The sequence below is a fragment of the Hymenobacter edaphi genome (genome assembly GCF_003258365.1).
In the GTDB taxonomy this organism is placed as follows: domain Bacteria; phylum Bacteroidota; class Bacteroidia; order Cytophagales; family Hymenobacteraceae; genus Solirubrum; species Solirubrum edaphi.
Genome location: NZ_QHKM01000002.1, coordinates 13,529 through 28,625, shown reverse-complemented (window position 1 = coordinate 28,625; position 15,097 = coordinate 13,529). Strand labels below are relative to the sequence as shown.

Below are 15,097 nucleotides of genomic sequence, written 5' to 3'. Positions count from 1 at the left end.
CGCGGCAAGGGCTTTTTTTGATATCGGCCAGGCCGTTGCTAGTCCTGCACCACGAGGCGCAGGGCCTTGCCGCCGGCCACGCGCAGCCAGTACTGGCCCGCCGGCAGCTGATGCGTATCGATGGTCAGCCCGCTTTCAGCCGCCGCGGTGGGGGCAGCCACCGGGCGCCCCAGCAGGTCGAACAGCTGCACGGCGGTGCCGGCGGGCAGGGCGGTGCGCAGCAGCTCCCCGCGGCGCACGGGGTTGGGGTAAGCCGCCGGGCTGGTGGCGCCGCAGCGCACGGCCGCGGCCGCCGTGGTGGCCGACTGCCCGTCGAAGTCGACCTGCCGCACGCGGTAGTACACCGTGCCGCCGGGCGGCTGCGCGTCGTAGGCCACGTAGCGGCGGGCGCTGCTGCTGTGGCCGGCCCCCGCCACCCGCTCACCGCAGGCCGTGAAGCGGCGGCCGTCGAGGCTGCGCTCGGGCTGGAAGTACGCGTTGTTTTTCTCCTGGGCCGTAGTCCAGCTCAGCACGACGCGCGAACCGGCGTATACCGCCCCGAAGCGCGCCCAGCTGACGGGCAGCGGGGCCGCCGTGCCGCTGGTGCGAAACACCAGCGTGTTCACGCCCCCGTCGGTGGCGCCGTTGGGCGGAAACTCGGCCAGGCCCGGCGAAGTCGATACGCCGCCGCGGCCCCCGCTGAGGCTGTAGCTGAAGCCCGTCAGCTCGGCTCCGCTGGTTACGCCGATGTAGCCCGCGCCGCCGCCGCCGCCCGGCCCGTAGGCCTTGATGACGGTGTTGATGGTATTGCCGCCGGCCCCCCCGTTGGCGCTTGCGGCCACGCTCACGGTGCCGGCCGCCAGCACGATGGCCCCGCCACCGCCCCCGCCGCCGGCCCCGTCGGCAAAGGAGCTGCCGCCGTTGGAGGTGGCGCCGGCCGCGCCGTCGGCCACCACGCTGCCGCTGCCGCCGATGGCCGCCCCGAGCAGGTAAACCAGCCCGCCGCCGTTGCCGCCCGCGCCCGATACGGCCGTGTTGCCGTCGCCGCTGCCGCCGCCGCCGCCCAGGAAGAGGCGTCCGGCGTCGTAGCTGAGCGGCCGCCCGCCGATGCCGCCGGTGTTGGGCCGGCTGTACGAGCCCCAGCTGCCCTGCCCGGGCCCGACGCTGAGGGCATCCAGGTCGTTGTCGGACACGCCGTAGCCGCCGCGCCCGCCGCCGGTCGAGGCGCTGTTGGCGAAGCCCGCGCCCTCCAGGTTCCAGGCGGTGGCCCAGCCGGGCGTGCTCACGTTGGGGCGCCCGGTGCCGGTCCACACGGCCGGGTTGCCGCCGTTGGCCCCGCCGCCCCCGCCGGCGTTGACGGAGTTGCCCCCGCCGCCGCCGTTGGCCGCGGCCCCGCGCCCGCGGCTGCCGCCCGTGTAGCTGCTGCCGTAGCCGGCCACGCCTTCGCCCTTTTCCCCGCCGGTACTGCCCGAGCCGAGGTAGTTGGCGTTGTTGTCCACGCCGTTGTTGACGAAAGCCCCGCCGCGGAAGCCCAGCCCGGTGGCCGAGATGCTGCCGTTGACGGTGATGCTGCCCTGGGCTTCCAGCGCCACCACCCCGCCGCTGCTGCCATCCCAGGCCTGCCCCGTGATGGAGCCGCCGTTGCCGACGGTAACCGTGGTGTAGCGCGGGATGCGCACCACCTGCGCGCCGTCGGCGGCCGTGTAGGCGCGGGCCAGCGGCTGGCTCAGGCTCAGCGTGGTGCCGCTGACGGCCTGCACCACGGCCAGCTCGTAATTGCCCGCGTTGCGCAGATTCACGATGTCGCCGTAGGCCGCCGTGTTGGAGTTGTTGATCAGCGCGCCCCGCATCTGAATAAGGAGCACCAGGTCGCCGGCGCCCAGGCCCGCGGCGCTGGCCACGCTGACGGCGGTGCTGCCGGCGGCGGCGTTGGCGCCCAGCGGGGTATACTGGTTCACCACCACGTTGGCCGTGCCGACGGCCAGGGCGCCGTTTTTGCCGGCCTGCGCGTGGGCGGCGGCCAGCGGCGCCAGGCCGGCCGCGGTGAGCAGAAGCGAACTGATGGCGCGTCGAAGTATCGTCATAAACGGAAGCGTTAGTTGGGGCTGAAGAGCGGCTTCCCGGCACGGTGCAAGCCCGCCCAAAATCGCACAAATGTAGTGGGGCTGAAGTAGTAAGCCGGTTATGCCCATATGATTTTTTTCATAGATTATTGTTCTGGTTTGTTATTCCGTGCCCGCTGATTTATCTTCGCTACTGCTTATCCAGAAAGACCGAGGGACTGGGCCCTGTGACGTCTTAGCAACCGGCCATTGCGGCAGAGGTGCTAACTCCCATCCGAGGCGGCGTGCCCGCGTTCGGAAAAGATGAGCGAAACCGGCACTTTCCGAAGTAGCCGGGGCTTTCTGGATAGCGCCTTGCGCACCTCTAGACTCCGAAAGCCACATGCCGACTCTGCCCGCTTCTCCCCTCGCCGACCTGCTCCGCCAGCGCGTCCTCGTGCTCGACGGCGCCATGGGCACCATGATTCAGCGCCACCAGCTCACCGAGGAAGACTTCCGCGGCGCCCGGTTTGCTGACCACCCCAAGCCCCTGCGCGGCAACAACGACCTGCTGTGTCTGACGCGCCCCGACGTGGTGCGCGGCATTCACGCCGAGTACTTCGCCGCGGGCGCGGACATCGTCGAAACCAACACGTTCTCGGGCACCACCGTGGCCCAGGCCGACTACGCCCTGGAGCACATCGTGTACGAGCTGAACTACGAGGCCGCCCGCCTGGCCCGCTCAGCGGCGGATGAGTACAGCACGCCGGAGCGGCCGCGCTTCGTGGCCGGGGCCATCGGGCCCACCAACCGTACCGCCTCCCTCTCGCCCGACGTAAACCGGCCCGGCTTCCGCGCCATTACCTTCGACGAGCTGGCCGAGGCCTACCACGAGCAGGTGCGCGGCCTCATCGACGGCGGCTCCGACGCGCTGCTGATCGAAACCATCTTCGACACGCTCAACGCCAAAGCGGCCCTGTTCGCGGCCCAGCGCTTCTTTGACGAGGGCGGCCGGGTGGTGCCCATCATGATTTCGGGCACCATTACCGACGCCTCGGGCCGCACGCTGAGCGGGCAGACAGTGGAGGCGTTCTGGAACTCCATGCGCCATTTGCCCATCCTGAGCATCGGCCTGAACTGCGCCCTCGGGGCCAAGCAGCTTAAGGTGTACCTGCAGGAGCTGAGCCGCCTGGCCGACTGCTACGTGTCGGCTTACCCCAACGCGGGCCTGCCCAACGCCTTCGGGGGCTACGATGAATCGGCCCAGGAATTCGCGGCGGTGCTGGAGGAGTACCTGCAGGAAGGCCTGGTGAACATCGTGGGCGGCTGCTGCGGCACCACCCCGCTGCACATTGCCGAGGCCTCGAAGCTAACGGACCGGTACGCCCCGCGCCAGCTGCCAACGCGGCCCCAGGCCACGCGCCTGGCCGGGCTGGAGCCGGTGAATATCCACCCCGAAAGTTTGTTCGTGAACGTGGGGGAGCGGTGCAACGTGACCGGCTCCCGCGCCTTTGCCCGCCTGATCCGGGCCGGGCAGTTTGATGAGGCCGTGGCCGTGGCCCGCGCCCAGGTGGAAGGCGGGGCCCAGGTGCTCGACGTGAACATGGACGAGGGCCTGCTCGATTCGGTGGAGGCCATGACCACCTTCCTGAACCTGCTGGCCTCCGAGCCCGACGTGGCCCGGCTGCCCATCATGATTGACTCCTCGAAGTGGGAGGTGCTCGAAGCCGGCCTGAAATGCACCCAGGGCAAGAGCATCGTCAACTCCATTTCGCTGAAAGAGGGCGAGGACGTGTTCCGGCACCACGCCCGGCTGGTGCGCGCCTACGGGGCGGCCGTCATCGTCATGGCCTTCGACGAGCAGGGCCAGGCCGACAGCTACCAGCGCCGCATCGACATCTGCCAGCGGGCCTACCGCATCCTGACCGAGGAAGTGGGCTTTCCGGCCGAGGACATCATCTTCGACCCGAACATCCTCACCGTGGGCACCGGCATCGAGGAGCACCGCCGCTACGCCATCGACTTTATCGAGGCCGTGCGCTGGATCAAGCAGCACCTGCCCGGCACGCTCACCAGCGGCGGCGTCAGCAACATCAGCTTCGCCTTCCGGGGCCAGGACGTGGTGCGCGAGGCCATGCACGCGGCCTTCCTTTACCACGCCATTCAGGCCGGCTTGGACATGGGCATTGTCAACCCCAGCCAGCTGGCCGTGTACGACGAGGTGCCCAAGCTCCTGCTCGAAGCCGTGGAGGATGTGCTCTTCGACCGCCGCGACGACGCCACCGAGCGGCTGGTGCAGCTGGGCGAAATGCTGAGCCTGACCAAGGGCGGCGCGGCGGCCAAGAAAGTGGAGGCCGAAGAGTGGCGCAGCTGGCCGGTGGAAAAGCGCCTGGAACACGCGCTGGTGAAGGGCATTACCGACCACATCGAGGCCGACACGGAGGAAACGCTTAAGCGCCTGGGCCGCCCGCTGGCCGTCATCGAAGGCCCGCTGATGGCCGGCATGACGGTGGTCGGCGACCTGTTCGGGGCGGGCAAGATGTTCTTGCCCCAGGTGGTGAAATCGGCCCGGGTGATGAAGCGGGCCGTGGCCTGGCTGGAGCCCTACATGCAGGCCGAGCGCGACGCGGCGGCCCTGTCGGGCGGCACCGAGGCCCGGCAGACGGCCGGCCGGGTGCTGCTGGCCACCGTGAAGGGCGACGTGCACGACATCGGCAAGAACATCGTGGGCGTGGTGCTGGCCTGCAACAACTACGAGGTCATCGACCTGGGCGTGATGGTGCCGCTGGAAAAGATTGTCAGCGAAGCCGAGCGGCTGCAGGCCGACATCGTGGGGCTGAGCGGGCTGATTACGCCCTCGCTCGATGAAATGGTGTACGTGGCCCAGGCCCTGGAAAAGCGCCGGCTGCGCGTGCCCCTGCTCATCGGCGGGGCCACCACCTCCCGCCTGCACACGGCCGTGCGCATCGCGCCGGCTTACAACGGGCCGGTAATTCACGTCAACGACGCCTCCCGCGCCGTGCCGGTGGCCTCGCAGCTGCTGGGGCTGGGCCGCGACGCCTTTGCCAACGACGTAGCCCAGGAATACCTGCAGCTGCGCGACGACCACGCCGGCCGGCAGCGCAACAAGGACTACGTGCCCATCGAGGAAGCCCGCCGCCAGAAATTCCAAGCCGACTGGGCCGCCGCCGACTTGGTGAAGCCCAGCTTCCTCGGCGCCCGGGTATTCGAGGACTACCCCCTGCCCGAGCTGCTGCCCTACATCGACTGGACGCCCTTTTTCCACGCCTGGGAGCTGAAGGGCCGCTACCCGCGCATCCTCGACGACGCGACGTACGGCGAAGCGGCCACCAAGCTGTTCGAGGACGGGCAGGCGCTGCTGCAGCGCATCATCGACGAAAAGCTGCTGACGGCCCGCGCCACGGTGGGCTTCTGGCCGGCCAACACGGTGGATTCCGACACCATCGAAATCTACCAGGACGACACCCGCCGGCAGCTGCGGGCCGAAACCTTCACCCTGCGCCAGCAGAGCCTGAAAGCCGCCGGCCTGCCCTATCTCTCCTTCTCCGATTTCCTGGCCCCCAAAGACTCGGGCCGCGCCGACTACTTGGGCGGCTTCGCCGTCACGGCCGGCATCGGGCTGGATGAGCTGGTGGCCGAGTTCGACGCCCAGCACGACGACTACTCCGGCATCCTGGCCAAGGCCCTGGCCGACCGCCTCGCCGAAGCCCTGGCCGAGCGCCTGCACGAGCGGGTGCGCCGGGAGCTGTGGGGCTACGCGCCGCAGGAGCATTTCTCCAACGAGGACCTGATCAAGGAGGAGTACCGCGGCATCCGCCCGGCGCCCGGCTACCCCGGCTGCCCCGACCACACCGAGAAAATCGTGCTGTTTGAGCTGCTGGGCGGCCCCGGGCAAACGGGCATCACGCTCACCGAAAACCTGGCCATGTACCCCACCGCCGCCGTCAGCGGCTTCTACTACGCCCACCCCGACGCCCGCTACTTCGGCCTCGGCCGCATCGGCAAAGACCAGGTGCAGGACCTGGCCCGGCGCAAGGGGATGCCGTTTGCGGAGCTAGAGCGGTGGTTGTCGCCGAACCTGAACTACGAACCCTCGGCCGAGCCGGCAACGGTAGCAGCCGGGTGACCAGAACAATTGATTCGGCACGTCATTCCTCGACTGCGCTCGGAATGACGTGCCGAATGACCGGGCCCATACACTCCAATCATTCTAGCTCCTCACGAGCCCCGACACGCAGCCTCACGGCTTGCGCTACCCATGAAAGTTACCGAGCACCTGGCCCGCGCCACCGGCCGTACGCTGTTTTCCTTTGAAGTGCTGCCGCCCAAGAAGGGCGAGAACATTCAGACGCTGTTTTCCAACATCGAGCCGCTGATGGAATTCAAGCCGCCCTTCATCGACGTGACCTACCACCGCGAGGAGTACGTGTACCGGCAGCACCCCAACGGCCTGCTGGAAAAGAAAACCGTGCGCCGCCGCCCCGGCACCGTCGGCATCTGCGCCGCCATCAAAAACCGCTTCGACGTGGACACCGTGCCCCACCTGATCTGCGGCGGCTTCTCGAAGGAGGAAACGGAAAACGCCCTCATCGACCTGCACTTCCTCGGCATCGACAACGTGCTGGCCCTGCGCGGCGACCCGATCAAGTCGGAGGGCCGCTTCGTGGCCGAGCCCGACGGCCACGCCTACGCCTGCGACCTAATCGGGCAGGTCTCGGACCTGAATAAGGGCGCCTACCTCGACGAGGAGCAGGACGATACCTGGGCCACCAACTTCTGCATCGGCACGGCCGGCTACCCCGAAAAGCACTTCGAGGCCCCCAGCCACGCCGCCGACCTGCGCTACCTCAAGCACAAGGTGGACCGCGGCGCCGACTACATCGTCACGCAGATGTTTTTCGACAACGAGCAGTTCTTTAGCTTCGAAAAGCGCTGCCGCGAGGCCGGCATCAACGTGCCCATCATTCCCGGCCTGAAGCCCATCACCACCAAGGCCCAGCTGACAGCCCTGCCCCGCTCCTTTTTCCTGAACCTGCCCGACGAGCTGGTCGACGCCATTCACCTGGCCCCCGACAACGCAGCGGCCCGCGAAATCGGCATCGAGTGGTGCATCAACCAGAGCCGGGAGCTGATGGCCCACGGCGTGCCCGTGCTCCACTACTACAGCATGGGCAAGGCCGAGAGCGTGCGGCGGGTGGCGGCGGCCCTGTTTTAGGCCCACCAGCCACCAGGCGCAACGGCAGCCGGCAGCCTTCGGGTCGTCGGCTGCCGTTTTTATTGGCGTACCTTGTCCGTTGCCTGCTGCGGTTCGTTTAATGATGCGTTGCCAACCGCTTTCCTCCATGCCTGACCGTCCTCAACAGCTTGATGAGCTCTTTCAGCGCCTGCAGACGGCCACGGCCCCGCTCGAAATCGAGGCCTTGCAGCAAGGCATCTGGCAGCTGTGGCTGGAAACCGACGACGTGGCGCTGAACAAGCACCTGGAAAGCGGCATGCGCGCCCTCTCGGCGGAGGACTACACCCGCGCCATTGCCGATTTTGGCTGGATTGTGGCGCAGCACCCCGCCTACGCCGAGGGCTGGAACAAGCGCGCCACCGCCCACTACCTGCGCGGCGAGTACCGCGCCTCCCTGCTCGACATTGCCCGCACGCTGCGCCTGGAGCCGCGGCACTTCGGGGCGCTGTCGGGCCGGGCTACCATCCTGCGCATGGTGGGTGACGACCGGGGCGCGCTGCGCACGCTGCGCCGCCTCAGCCAGCTCTGCCCCCACCTGCCGGGCCTGCAAACCCAGCTGCACGACCTGCAGCGCCGCCTCGACGACTCGGATGCACAATAGATAGGGCTGCTGGAATTTTCGGAGAAAAACACGAAGAACTTCGCAAGATATTTTCGTAAGTTTATGTTTGTGATTGGATTATCCCGGTAATCCAGTCGCATACTGCTCTCGTCCGACTGTCCACCAATCCCCCCGGAACGGCATCCCCACGCCCGCTCCGGCTGCATTCCCCCCATGCGACTACCTCTACTGCTCCTTTGCGGCGCCTGCTGTTGCGCGCCCCTCACGCTGCACGCCCAAGGCAAGGTGCGCCAAACCGACCTCGACAGTGGCCGCGTGGAAAAAGGCCGCAAACTCGGCCCTTGGTCGTATTACGCCATGACGGCCAGCGGCCGCAAGGTGCTGGTGCAGCGCTACGACTACGACCAGAAAAAGCTGCTCTATTACCGCAAGCCCGACGAGCACCCCTACCGCCACCAGCAGGGCGCCGACTGGCAGGTGGGCTACCTCGACCGCCCGCCGCTGTACGTGGGCGGCGAGCCCATGCTCTCGGCCTACATGCGGCAGTTGAATTATCCCGAGCAGGCCCGCCAGAAGAACGTGCAGGGCCGGGTGGTGGTCAGCTTCGTGGTCGACACCCTGGGCGTGGCCCAGAACCACAAGGTGCTGACCGGCATCGGGGCGGGCTGCGACGAGGAAGCCCTGCGCGTGGCCCGCACCATCCCGCCCGACTGGATTCCGGGCCGCAAGGGCGGGCGCGCCGTGCCGGTGGAGTACGAGCTGCCCTTCACGTTCCGCATTGCCCGGCAGTAGCCGCAAGCCGGAGCATCTTGTGTGCGCCGGCTTGCGTAAACTGCTGCCATGAAACCTACCGCCGCTTTTCGCCGCCGTTTGGCAACCACGCTGCTGGCCGCCCCCGCCCTGAGCCTGCTCCTCACCGCCTGCGACTCCACCCCGCGCGAGCGGCAGGACGCCGTGAAGAACAGTGCCCGCGAAATCGATAGCCTAGCCGATAAAGCCGGCACCGCCATTGAGCGCATCGGCCACCGCGCCGCCCGCTGGGATTCTGCCTCGCGCGTGCGCAACGGCCAGGCCCTCGACACGGTGGCTTCGGCCGCGTTTGCCCAGGAGCTGCTGGGGCCCTACGCCAGCGTGAGCACGCTGACGGTGACCAACCTCGACCCGGCCTACACCCAGCTGCTGCGCCAGACGCGCGCCAAGCGCCGGGAGTGGACGCAGCGCGACTGGGACTACGCCACCGGCATCTTCGACCGGCTGAACGCCCGCTACCGCGCCCTGCGCCTGGACCTGCCGGCCCGCCAGGAAATTCACATCAAGGCCCTGCAGGCCGAGTTTGAAACCCTGGAAACCACCCGCGACCTGAAAGACCTCGGCGAGGCCGTGCGCGACAAGCCTGCCAACGCGCGCTAGCCGCCCGGCGCCCGCCTCATACAACGTTTGCCTGCCGGCAACGCTCCTCTTTAGCGGGCGTTGCCGGCTTTTTTTGCGCCATCAGCGGCCCGGGGCTACCCACTTCGTTTTTCCGCTGCTATGCGTTGTTGCTACATCCTCTTCGCCGGGCTCTGCCTTGCCACCTTGCCCGCCCGGGCCCAACAAACGCCCGGCTGGCAAATCGGCCTGCGCCTGGGCCACACCACCACGTCCTGGCAGCAGCGGAGCGCCGCCGAGCTGCCCGGCATCGACTACCGGGGGCCGCGCACCGGCCGCCTCGTGCCCACGCTGCTGGTGCAGCGCACCTTCGCCGGCGGCTGGCTGGCCCGCGCCTCGCTCAACCGCCTGCCGCTTTCGGCCGCGGTGGGCTTCCGGGCCCGCCGCGCCGATACCACCTGGCATTACCGCTCGGGGCCGGTGGCCCGCACCACCGTGCTGCGCCTGGAAGGCGGCCGCAGTTGGCCGCTGGGCGCCAATGGCCGCACCCGCGTGCTGGGCGCCGCCGGCCTGGGCCTGCTGCTGGCCCGCTCGCCCAGTCAGCTGTACAGCGGCCCGGCCGATACGCTGTCGGACCGCCCAGCCTGGGGCGCCACCACCCAATCCCTGACCCGCCTGCACAAGGTGAATGGGCTGCTGAGCCTGCGCCTGGGCCTGACGCGGGAGCTGCGCCGCCACAACGTGCTCAGCCTGGAAGTGGGCCACCAGTACGGCCTGGGTTCGGTGTACCGTACCACCAGCGAGGCGGATTTTGCCGCGCCGGGCGGCCCGCTGCGCCTGGGCGCCAGCTACGACACCCGCGCCAGCTTCACCGAAATCAGCCTGGGCTACCACTGGCAGCTGCGGAAAAAGGAGCTGGGCCTGGCGCCCTACGAGTCCCGGCGGGCAGCGCGCCAGGCGTGGCAGCCGCTGCCCGCGCACGGCCTGTACCTGAGCACCGGCCTGCGCATGGGCGTGGCGCTGGCCCGGCAGGAGCGCGGCGACCCGGCGCAGCAAAGCACCGCGGCCAACGTGGCCCTACCCGTGTTTTCGGCCCGCCTGGGCTACCAGTGGGCGCCCGGCTGGCTGGCCGAAGCCGGTCCGCAAACGGCCTGGGTGCCGCTGTTTTTCAGCATCGACCCCACGGTGGCGGCCCCGGCCACCCGGGGCGCCCGCAACCAGTCGCGCTTCATGGTGGCGCCGCAGCACACCACCGAGCTGTCGGGCTTTCCGGCCAATACGGCCTGGGCGCTGCTGGGCGGCCGCCGCTGGGCCCTGCGCCCCGACCGCCTCTACCTCGCGGCCAAGGCCGGCGCGGTGCTGCACCACTACACCGGCCCCGAGTCGTTTGGCGACCGGGTGACCCTGATGAGCTCCACCCCAACCGACGACTACTCCGAATTCTCGCTGAGCTACCGCCTGCCCCGGCGCTGGCGGGTACTGATGCAGGCGGAAGGCGAAATCGAGGCGCGCATCAGCCGGCGCACCCTGCTGGGCCTGCAGCTGGTCTACGCCGCCCGGCCGGTGGGGCGCCGCGGGGCCGATCAGCTGACGGTGAGCTGGTACCACAACGGCGCGGAACAAGTGCCGGTGCAGGTGTACTCGCGCATGGCCAGCCTGACGGCGGGCCTGCAGCTGCGTCGCGTGCTGCATTTGTAGCCTCCCGGCGCATCCTGGCGCGGCCGGGGCCGTTTCTTTGCAGCATGAATGCTCCCTGGTTTCGCCCGCGCCGGCTTGTTGGCCCGCTGCTGTTGCTCGTTGCCCTGCTCGCTGCGCTGCCCGCCGCGGCCCAGCGCCTACTCGAATCGGCGGAGACGGTGCCGGCCCGCGACCAGTGGCTGCAGCCCGGCGACCGGCTGCAGCTGCGCGTGAAGGCCCAGCCCGGCGCCCGCGTGAGCGTGCTGCAAACCCTGATGCCCGGCCTACCCGGCCCCGACGGCAAGCCCACCAAAGTGCTGCGCGAGGTGCCGCTGACCGAGCTGCCCGCCGCCGACGGCAAGCGCGGCAGCAGCGTCTACCAGCTCAGCTACGTGGTGCAGGCTACCGATACCACGCTGGGCACCGCCGCCGGCCGGCCGCTGCTGGTGCGCCTGAAGCTGCCCGACGGCCGCCGCGACTCGCTGCTCACCAAGACCACCGTGCGCCTGCTCAACCCGGCCCTGCCGCAGCTGGCACGCACCAGTACTTCGCTGGCTTACTTGAACTACGGCCTGGGCGAGGACCGCCTGGGCGGGGCCAAAATCGGCTACCTCGACTCCCTGGTGTTGCTGCACGTGACCGGCCGCGTGGGCGAGTACCTGCGCGTGCGCCTGGCCGAAAACCAGACCGCCTGGGTGCCCGACGAAACCGTGCGCCTGCTGCCGCCCGGCGGCTTTGTGCCCCAGTCGCTCACCGGCTCGTGGAGCGTGAGCGGCGACGAGCAGTACGACTACGTGCGCGTGCCCTTGCAGGAGCGCCTGCCCTACCGCTCGCAGCTGCAACTGGAGCCCACGCGGCTGGTGGTCGACGTATTCGGGGCCACCTCGAATACCAACTGGATAACCCAGCGGACGGGCCTGCGCGAAATCACCAACGTGTACTACGAGCAGCCCCAGCCCGACGTGTTCCGCATCGTCATCGACCTGAAGCACCGCCAGAGCTGGGGCTACGCCATCGGCTACCAGAACAACGTGCTGACCATCCGGGTGCGGCGCCCGCCGGCCCGGCTGGAGCTAAAGGGCCTCACCGTGGCCGTGGACGCCGGCCACGGCGGCGACAACCAGGGCGCCGTGGGCAGCGCCGGGGTGATGGAGAAGACGCTCACGCTGAGCATTGCCCAGAAGCTGCGCGCCGAGCTGGAAAAGGCCGGTGCCACCGTGCTCATGACCCGCGACGCCGACGTGAGCGTGGGCAATGAGCTGCGCATCCGCCGCCTGCGCAAGCTGATGCCGCAGCTGCTGGTGAGCGTGCACGTCAATAGCACCGGCTCGGCCGAGGCCAAGGGCACGGCGGCCTTTTACCGCTACGTGGCATTCCGGCCGCTGTCGTCGGCCATCTACGCGCAGATGCAGCAGACCGGCCTGGCGCCCTGGGGCAACGTGGGCTCGTTCAACTTTGGCCTGAACGGCCCCACCGAATACCCCAACGCGCTGGTCGAAACCGCGTTCATATCCAACCCCGACGACGAAAAACGCCTGCTCGACCCGGCCTTTCAGCAGCAGATGGCCGAGCGCATCACCGCCGGCCTGGAGGACTTTCTAAAAGCCACCCGCGCCAAACGCTTCCTCGGCCACAGCAAGACGGAAGCGGAGGAACAGTGAAATGGCGAGATGGTGAACTGGTGAGTTGACGTGCCAGCGGCACCTCACCATTTCACCTGCTCAAATCAAGAAAGCCAAACGGCCCCGGCAGCAGATGTTGCCGGGGCCGTTTGTGCATTCAGGGCAGCCAGAACGTTAAACTCACCATCTCGCCATTTCACCGCTTAGAAGGGGTAGCCGATGGCCAGGTTCAGGCGGCCGTCGGCGAAGCTGCCGACGCGCGGGATGGTGTCTTCTTCGCCCGAGGGAATGTTGGTGGTAGAGTAGGGCACGCGCATGGGCACGGCGTAATCGAGGCGGATGACGAGGAACTGCACGTCGACGCGGATGCCGGCGCCGGCGCCCACGGCCAGCTCCTTGAAGAAGGAGTTCAGCTGGAACTGCCCGTTTTTGCCGTCGGGGTTGCCGTTGCTGTCGAAGGTGGTGCGGCTCGGGTCGGGGTTGGCCAGCCAGATGTTGCCCGCATCCACGAACACGGCGCCCTTCACGTAGGGAAACAGATCCTGCCGGTACTCGGCGTTGACCTCGAAGCGAATGTCGCCGACCTGGTCGTAGAAGCGGTTGTTGATCTGATTGGCGCCGGTGGGGCGGTAGGTGCCCGGCCCCACGTAGCGCGCCCCGAAGGCCCGCACGCTGTTGGGCCCGCCGATGCCGTACTGCTTCAGGTAGGGCAGCACGCGGGAGTTGCCGTAGGGCGTGCCCAGGCCCAGCAGCACGCGGGTGGCTATTTTGTTGCCGCTGGTCGGGTTCTGGGTGATGCGGTAGTAGTTGCGAAACTCCAGGTCGAGCTTGGAATACTGCGAAAACGCCTGCCCGAAGATTTCCTTTTGGGTGCGGCCGTCGGCGGTGGTGCTGCTCTGCCGGCTCACGGCGCTGGCCAGGTTGCCGGCCAGCTCCAGCCCGCCGCTGAAATACACCTGCTCGCGGCGCTTCTCATACACCTGCGTGTTGTAGGTGTAGCGGTACGAGGAGGCCGGGATGAACTGCTGCTCGAAGCTCAGGCGCAGGAAGGGTCGCTGCACCAGCAGGTCCCGGAACGCCTGCTCGGTGTTGGCCAGGCGGATGTACTGCAGATCGACGGGCCGGAACTCGTGCTCGTTGGTAATCTTGGTTTTCCAGCTGTAGCCGTAGTTCAGGTTGAAGAAGTCTTCCTGAAAAAACTCCCGCCGCTCCACGTAGCGGTAGCCCGCCCCGAAGGTGGTGCGCGGTTGAAAGTCCGACTCGCGCAGCCGGATGTCGAAGGGCGCGATGAAGCGCGGCACCAGCAGCTGCCCGTTCACGCCCACTTCCACCGACGAGAGGCCGAGCACCGGCGCGTCGGGCGTGGCTTTGGGCGGGGCCGAGCGCGTTTCGAAGGTGCCCACGAAGTTCAGAATCAGCTGCTCCGCGCCGCGCAGGGCCGAGCGGTTGCGAAACTGCGCCGTGAAGCCGGGCCCGGTAAAGCCGTTGGTTTTCTGCACCAGCTGAATTTCGGCCCGGAGGGACTTCTTCTTCAGCTGCGTCATGCGCACCTGCGCGTTCAGGAAGCCGTAGCCGGCCGAGTCGGGCTTCTGCCGCGCCGGCCGGAACTGAATGTCGACGAACTTGAACGTGCCCAGGCTCATCAGGCGGCTCAGGGTCTGGTCCTGGCGGTGGCGGCGGTACAGCGAGTCGGGGTAGAGGAAGGTGGCCCGGGTAATGGCCTTGGCCTTGAACACCTCCTCATCAGGCACGTAGCGAAACTTCTGGTAGATGATGGGCTTGATGCTCTCGGTGGTGTCCGTCAGGCCGAAGCGCGTGTTCAGCGTCACCCGGTTGAGCACGTAGGGCTTGCTGGCGCGCTTCGGAATGCTGCCCTTCACCCGCAGGTACACGTCCACCGTGTTGTGCTCGGTGCTGTCGACTTCGTAGAGCAGGTAATCGGGGGCGAAGTAGTAATACCCGGTCTGCTTCAGCTCGTTGTCGATGCGCGTGCGCTCGTCGATTAGGCGGTTGAGGTTGTACGGGTCGCCCACTTTCAGCAGGGAGCCGGCCTGGGTCTTGCGGATGTCGCGGTCGATGAGCGTGTCGCGGTCCGGGAAGTGGATTTCCTTGATGGTATAGGCCTTCTGCACCCGCGCCGTGTAGTCGACGGTGGCGGTGCGCCCCTTGGCCGTCACCTTGCTCTGCACCACCGGATTGGCAAAGAAGCCGTTGTTGTAGAGGCGGTTGAGCATCAGGTTTTTCACCTTCTGCGTGTCCACCTGGCTGAGCAGCACCGGGGCTTCGCCGTACTTGTCGGCCAGCCACTTGCCCAGGCCCTTGGTTTTGCCCGCGCCCATGTGCCAGAAATACAGCTTGGGCCGCAGCCCCAGGATGGAGGCGTTGGGCTTGGGCGTCAGCATCGACTCCAGCTCCGTGGTCAGGGCAGCTTCGTCGGCAATGGGGTAAGGCGAAGTCACCTTCACCGCGGAGCCGGTGTAGAGCTTGTCGTTTTCGGGAATGAAGCGCGTGCCGCTGCAGCCGGCCAGCAGCAGCAAGCCCGCTAGCGTGGCGGCGCGCAGCACCGGGTGAGTCGTCCGCATCGGCGTCG

Annotated in this window: 9 protein-coding genes and 1 riboswitch; of the genes, 7 read left to right on the top strand and 2 right to left on the bottom strand. The window is 68.0% G+C overall.

Features of this window, described 5'->3' with window-relative positions; genetic code table 11:
• Positions 1 to 38 precede the first annotated feature (38 nt).
• Positions 39 to 2,063, bottom strand: a complete 2,025-nt coding sequence (locus tag DLM85_RS26180) for a T9SS type A sorting domain-containing protein (protein ID WP_111477552.1) — start codon at positions 2,061 to 2,063, stop codon at positions 39 to 41.
• A 173-nt stretch (positions 2,064 to 2,236) separates the two neighbouring features.
• A riboswitch (SAM riboswitch) is annotated at positions 2,237 to 2,352 on the top strand.
• Between the two features lie 72 nt (positions 2,353 to 2,424).
• On the opposite strand from DLM85_RS26180, the gene metH reads away from it, so the two are divergent.
• The 7 genes from metH (at position 2,425) to DLM85_RS07750 (ending at position 12,546) form a co-directional block, all read left to right on the top strand.
• Positions 2,425 to 6,168, top strand: a complete 3,744-nt coding sequence (gene metH, locus DLM85_RS07780) for a methionine synthase (protein WP_111477551.1) — start codon at positions 2,425 to 2,427, stop codon at positions 6,166 to 6,168.
• 132 nt (positions 6,169 to 6,300) lie between these two features.
• Positions 6,301 to 7,257 carry a methylenetetrahydrofolate reductase [NAD(P)H] gene (gene metF, locus DLM85_RS07775; protein ID WP_111477550.1) on the top strand — a complete coding sequence of 319 codons (957 nt, stop codon included), beginning with the start codon at positions 6,301 to 6,303 and terminating at the stop codon, positions 7,255 to 7,257.
• Positions 7,258 to 7,384: 127 nt separating this feature from the next.
• Positions 7,385 to 7,879 (top strand): tetratricopeptide repeat protein, encoded by a 495-nt coding sequence (locus DLM85_RS07770; protein ID WP_111477549.1) that lies wholly within the window; start codon positions 7,385 to 7,387, stop codon positions 7,877 to 7,879.
• A gap of 174 nt (positions 7,880 to 8,053) precedes the next feature.
• Positions 8,054 to 8,632, top strand: coding sequence for an energy transducer TonB (locus DLM85_RS07765; RefSeq protein WP_111477548.1), 579 nt, complete (start codon positions 8,054 to 8,056; stop codon positions 8,630 to 8,632).
• A gap of 48 nt (positions 8,633 to 8,680) precedes the next feature.
• Positions 8,681 to 9,250, top strand: coding sequence for a hypothetical protein (locus DLM85_RS07760; protein ID WP_133256958.1), 570 nt, complete (start codon positions 8,681 to 8,683; stop codon positions 9,248 to 9,250).
• 120 nt (positions 9,251 to 9,370) lie between these two features.
• A complete protein-coding gene (locus DLM85_RS07755; RefSeq protein ID WP_133256957.1) occupies positions 9,371 to 10,906 on the top strand; it encodes a hypothetical protein in 1,536 nt (511 codons plus the stop codon).
• Between the two features lie 44 nt (positions 10,907 to 10,950).
• The gene (locus DLM85_RS07750) at positions 10,951 to 12,546 is read left to right on the top strand and encodes an N-acetylmuramoyl-L-alanine amidase (RefSeq protein WP_111477545.1); all 1,596 of its coding nucleotides are present in this window, start codon (positions 10,951 to 10,953) and stop codon (positions 12,544 to 12,546) included.
• Positions 12,547 to 12,710: 164 nt separating this feature from the next.
• Here the strand turns inward: DLM85_RS07750 and tamL are convergent, their stop codons facing one another.
• Complete coding sequence (gene tamL, locus DLM85_RS07745) at positions 12,711 to 15,089, bottom strand: translocation and assembly module lipoprotein TamL (RefSeq protein ID WP_165822057.1); 2,379 nt, start codon at positions 15,087 to 15,089, stop codon at positions 12,711 to 12,713.
• Positions 15,090 to 15,097 lie beyond the last annotated feature (8 nt).

Coding starts and splice junctions, on each gene's coding strand:
- DLM85_RS26180 (WP_111477552.1), bottom strand. CDS start 2,063: ATGACGATACTTCGACGCGCCATCAGTTCGCTTCTGCTCACCGCGGCC.
- metH (WP_111477551.1), top strand. CDS start 2,425: ATGCCGACTCTGCCCGCTTCTCCCCTCGCCGACCTGCTCCGCCAGCGC.
- metF (WP_111477550.1), top strand. CDS start 6,301: ATGAAAGTTACCGAGCACCTGGCCCGCGCCACCGGCCGTACGCTGTTT.
- DLM85_RS07770 (WP_111477549.1), top strand. CDS start 7,385: ATGCCTGACCGTCCTCAACAGCTTGATGAGCTCTTTCAGCGCCTGCAG.
- DLM85_RS07765 (WP_111477548.1), top strand. CDS start 8,054: ATGCGACTACCTCTACTGCTCCTTTGCGGCGCCTGCTGTTGCGCGCCC.
- DLM85_RS07760 (WP_133256958.1), top strand. CDS start 8,681: ATGAAACCTACCGCCGCTTTTCGCCGCCGTTTGGCAACCACGCTGCTG.
- DLM85_RS07755 (WP_133256957.1), top strand. CDS start 9,371: ATGCGTTGTTGCTACATCCTCTTCGCCGGGCTCTGCCTTGCCACCTTG.
- DLM85_RS07750 (WP_111477545.1), top strand. CDS start 10,951: ATGAATGCTCCCTGGTTTCGCCCGCGCCGGCTTGTTGGCCCGCTGCTG.
- tamL (WP_165822057.1), bottom strand. CDS start 15,089: ATGCGGACGACTCACCCGGTGCTGCGCGCCGCCACGCTAGCGGGCTTG.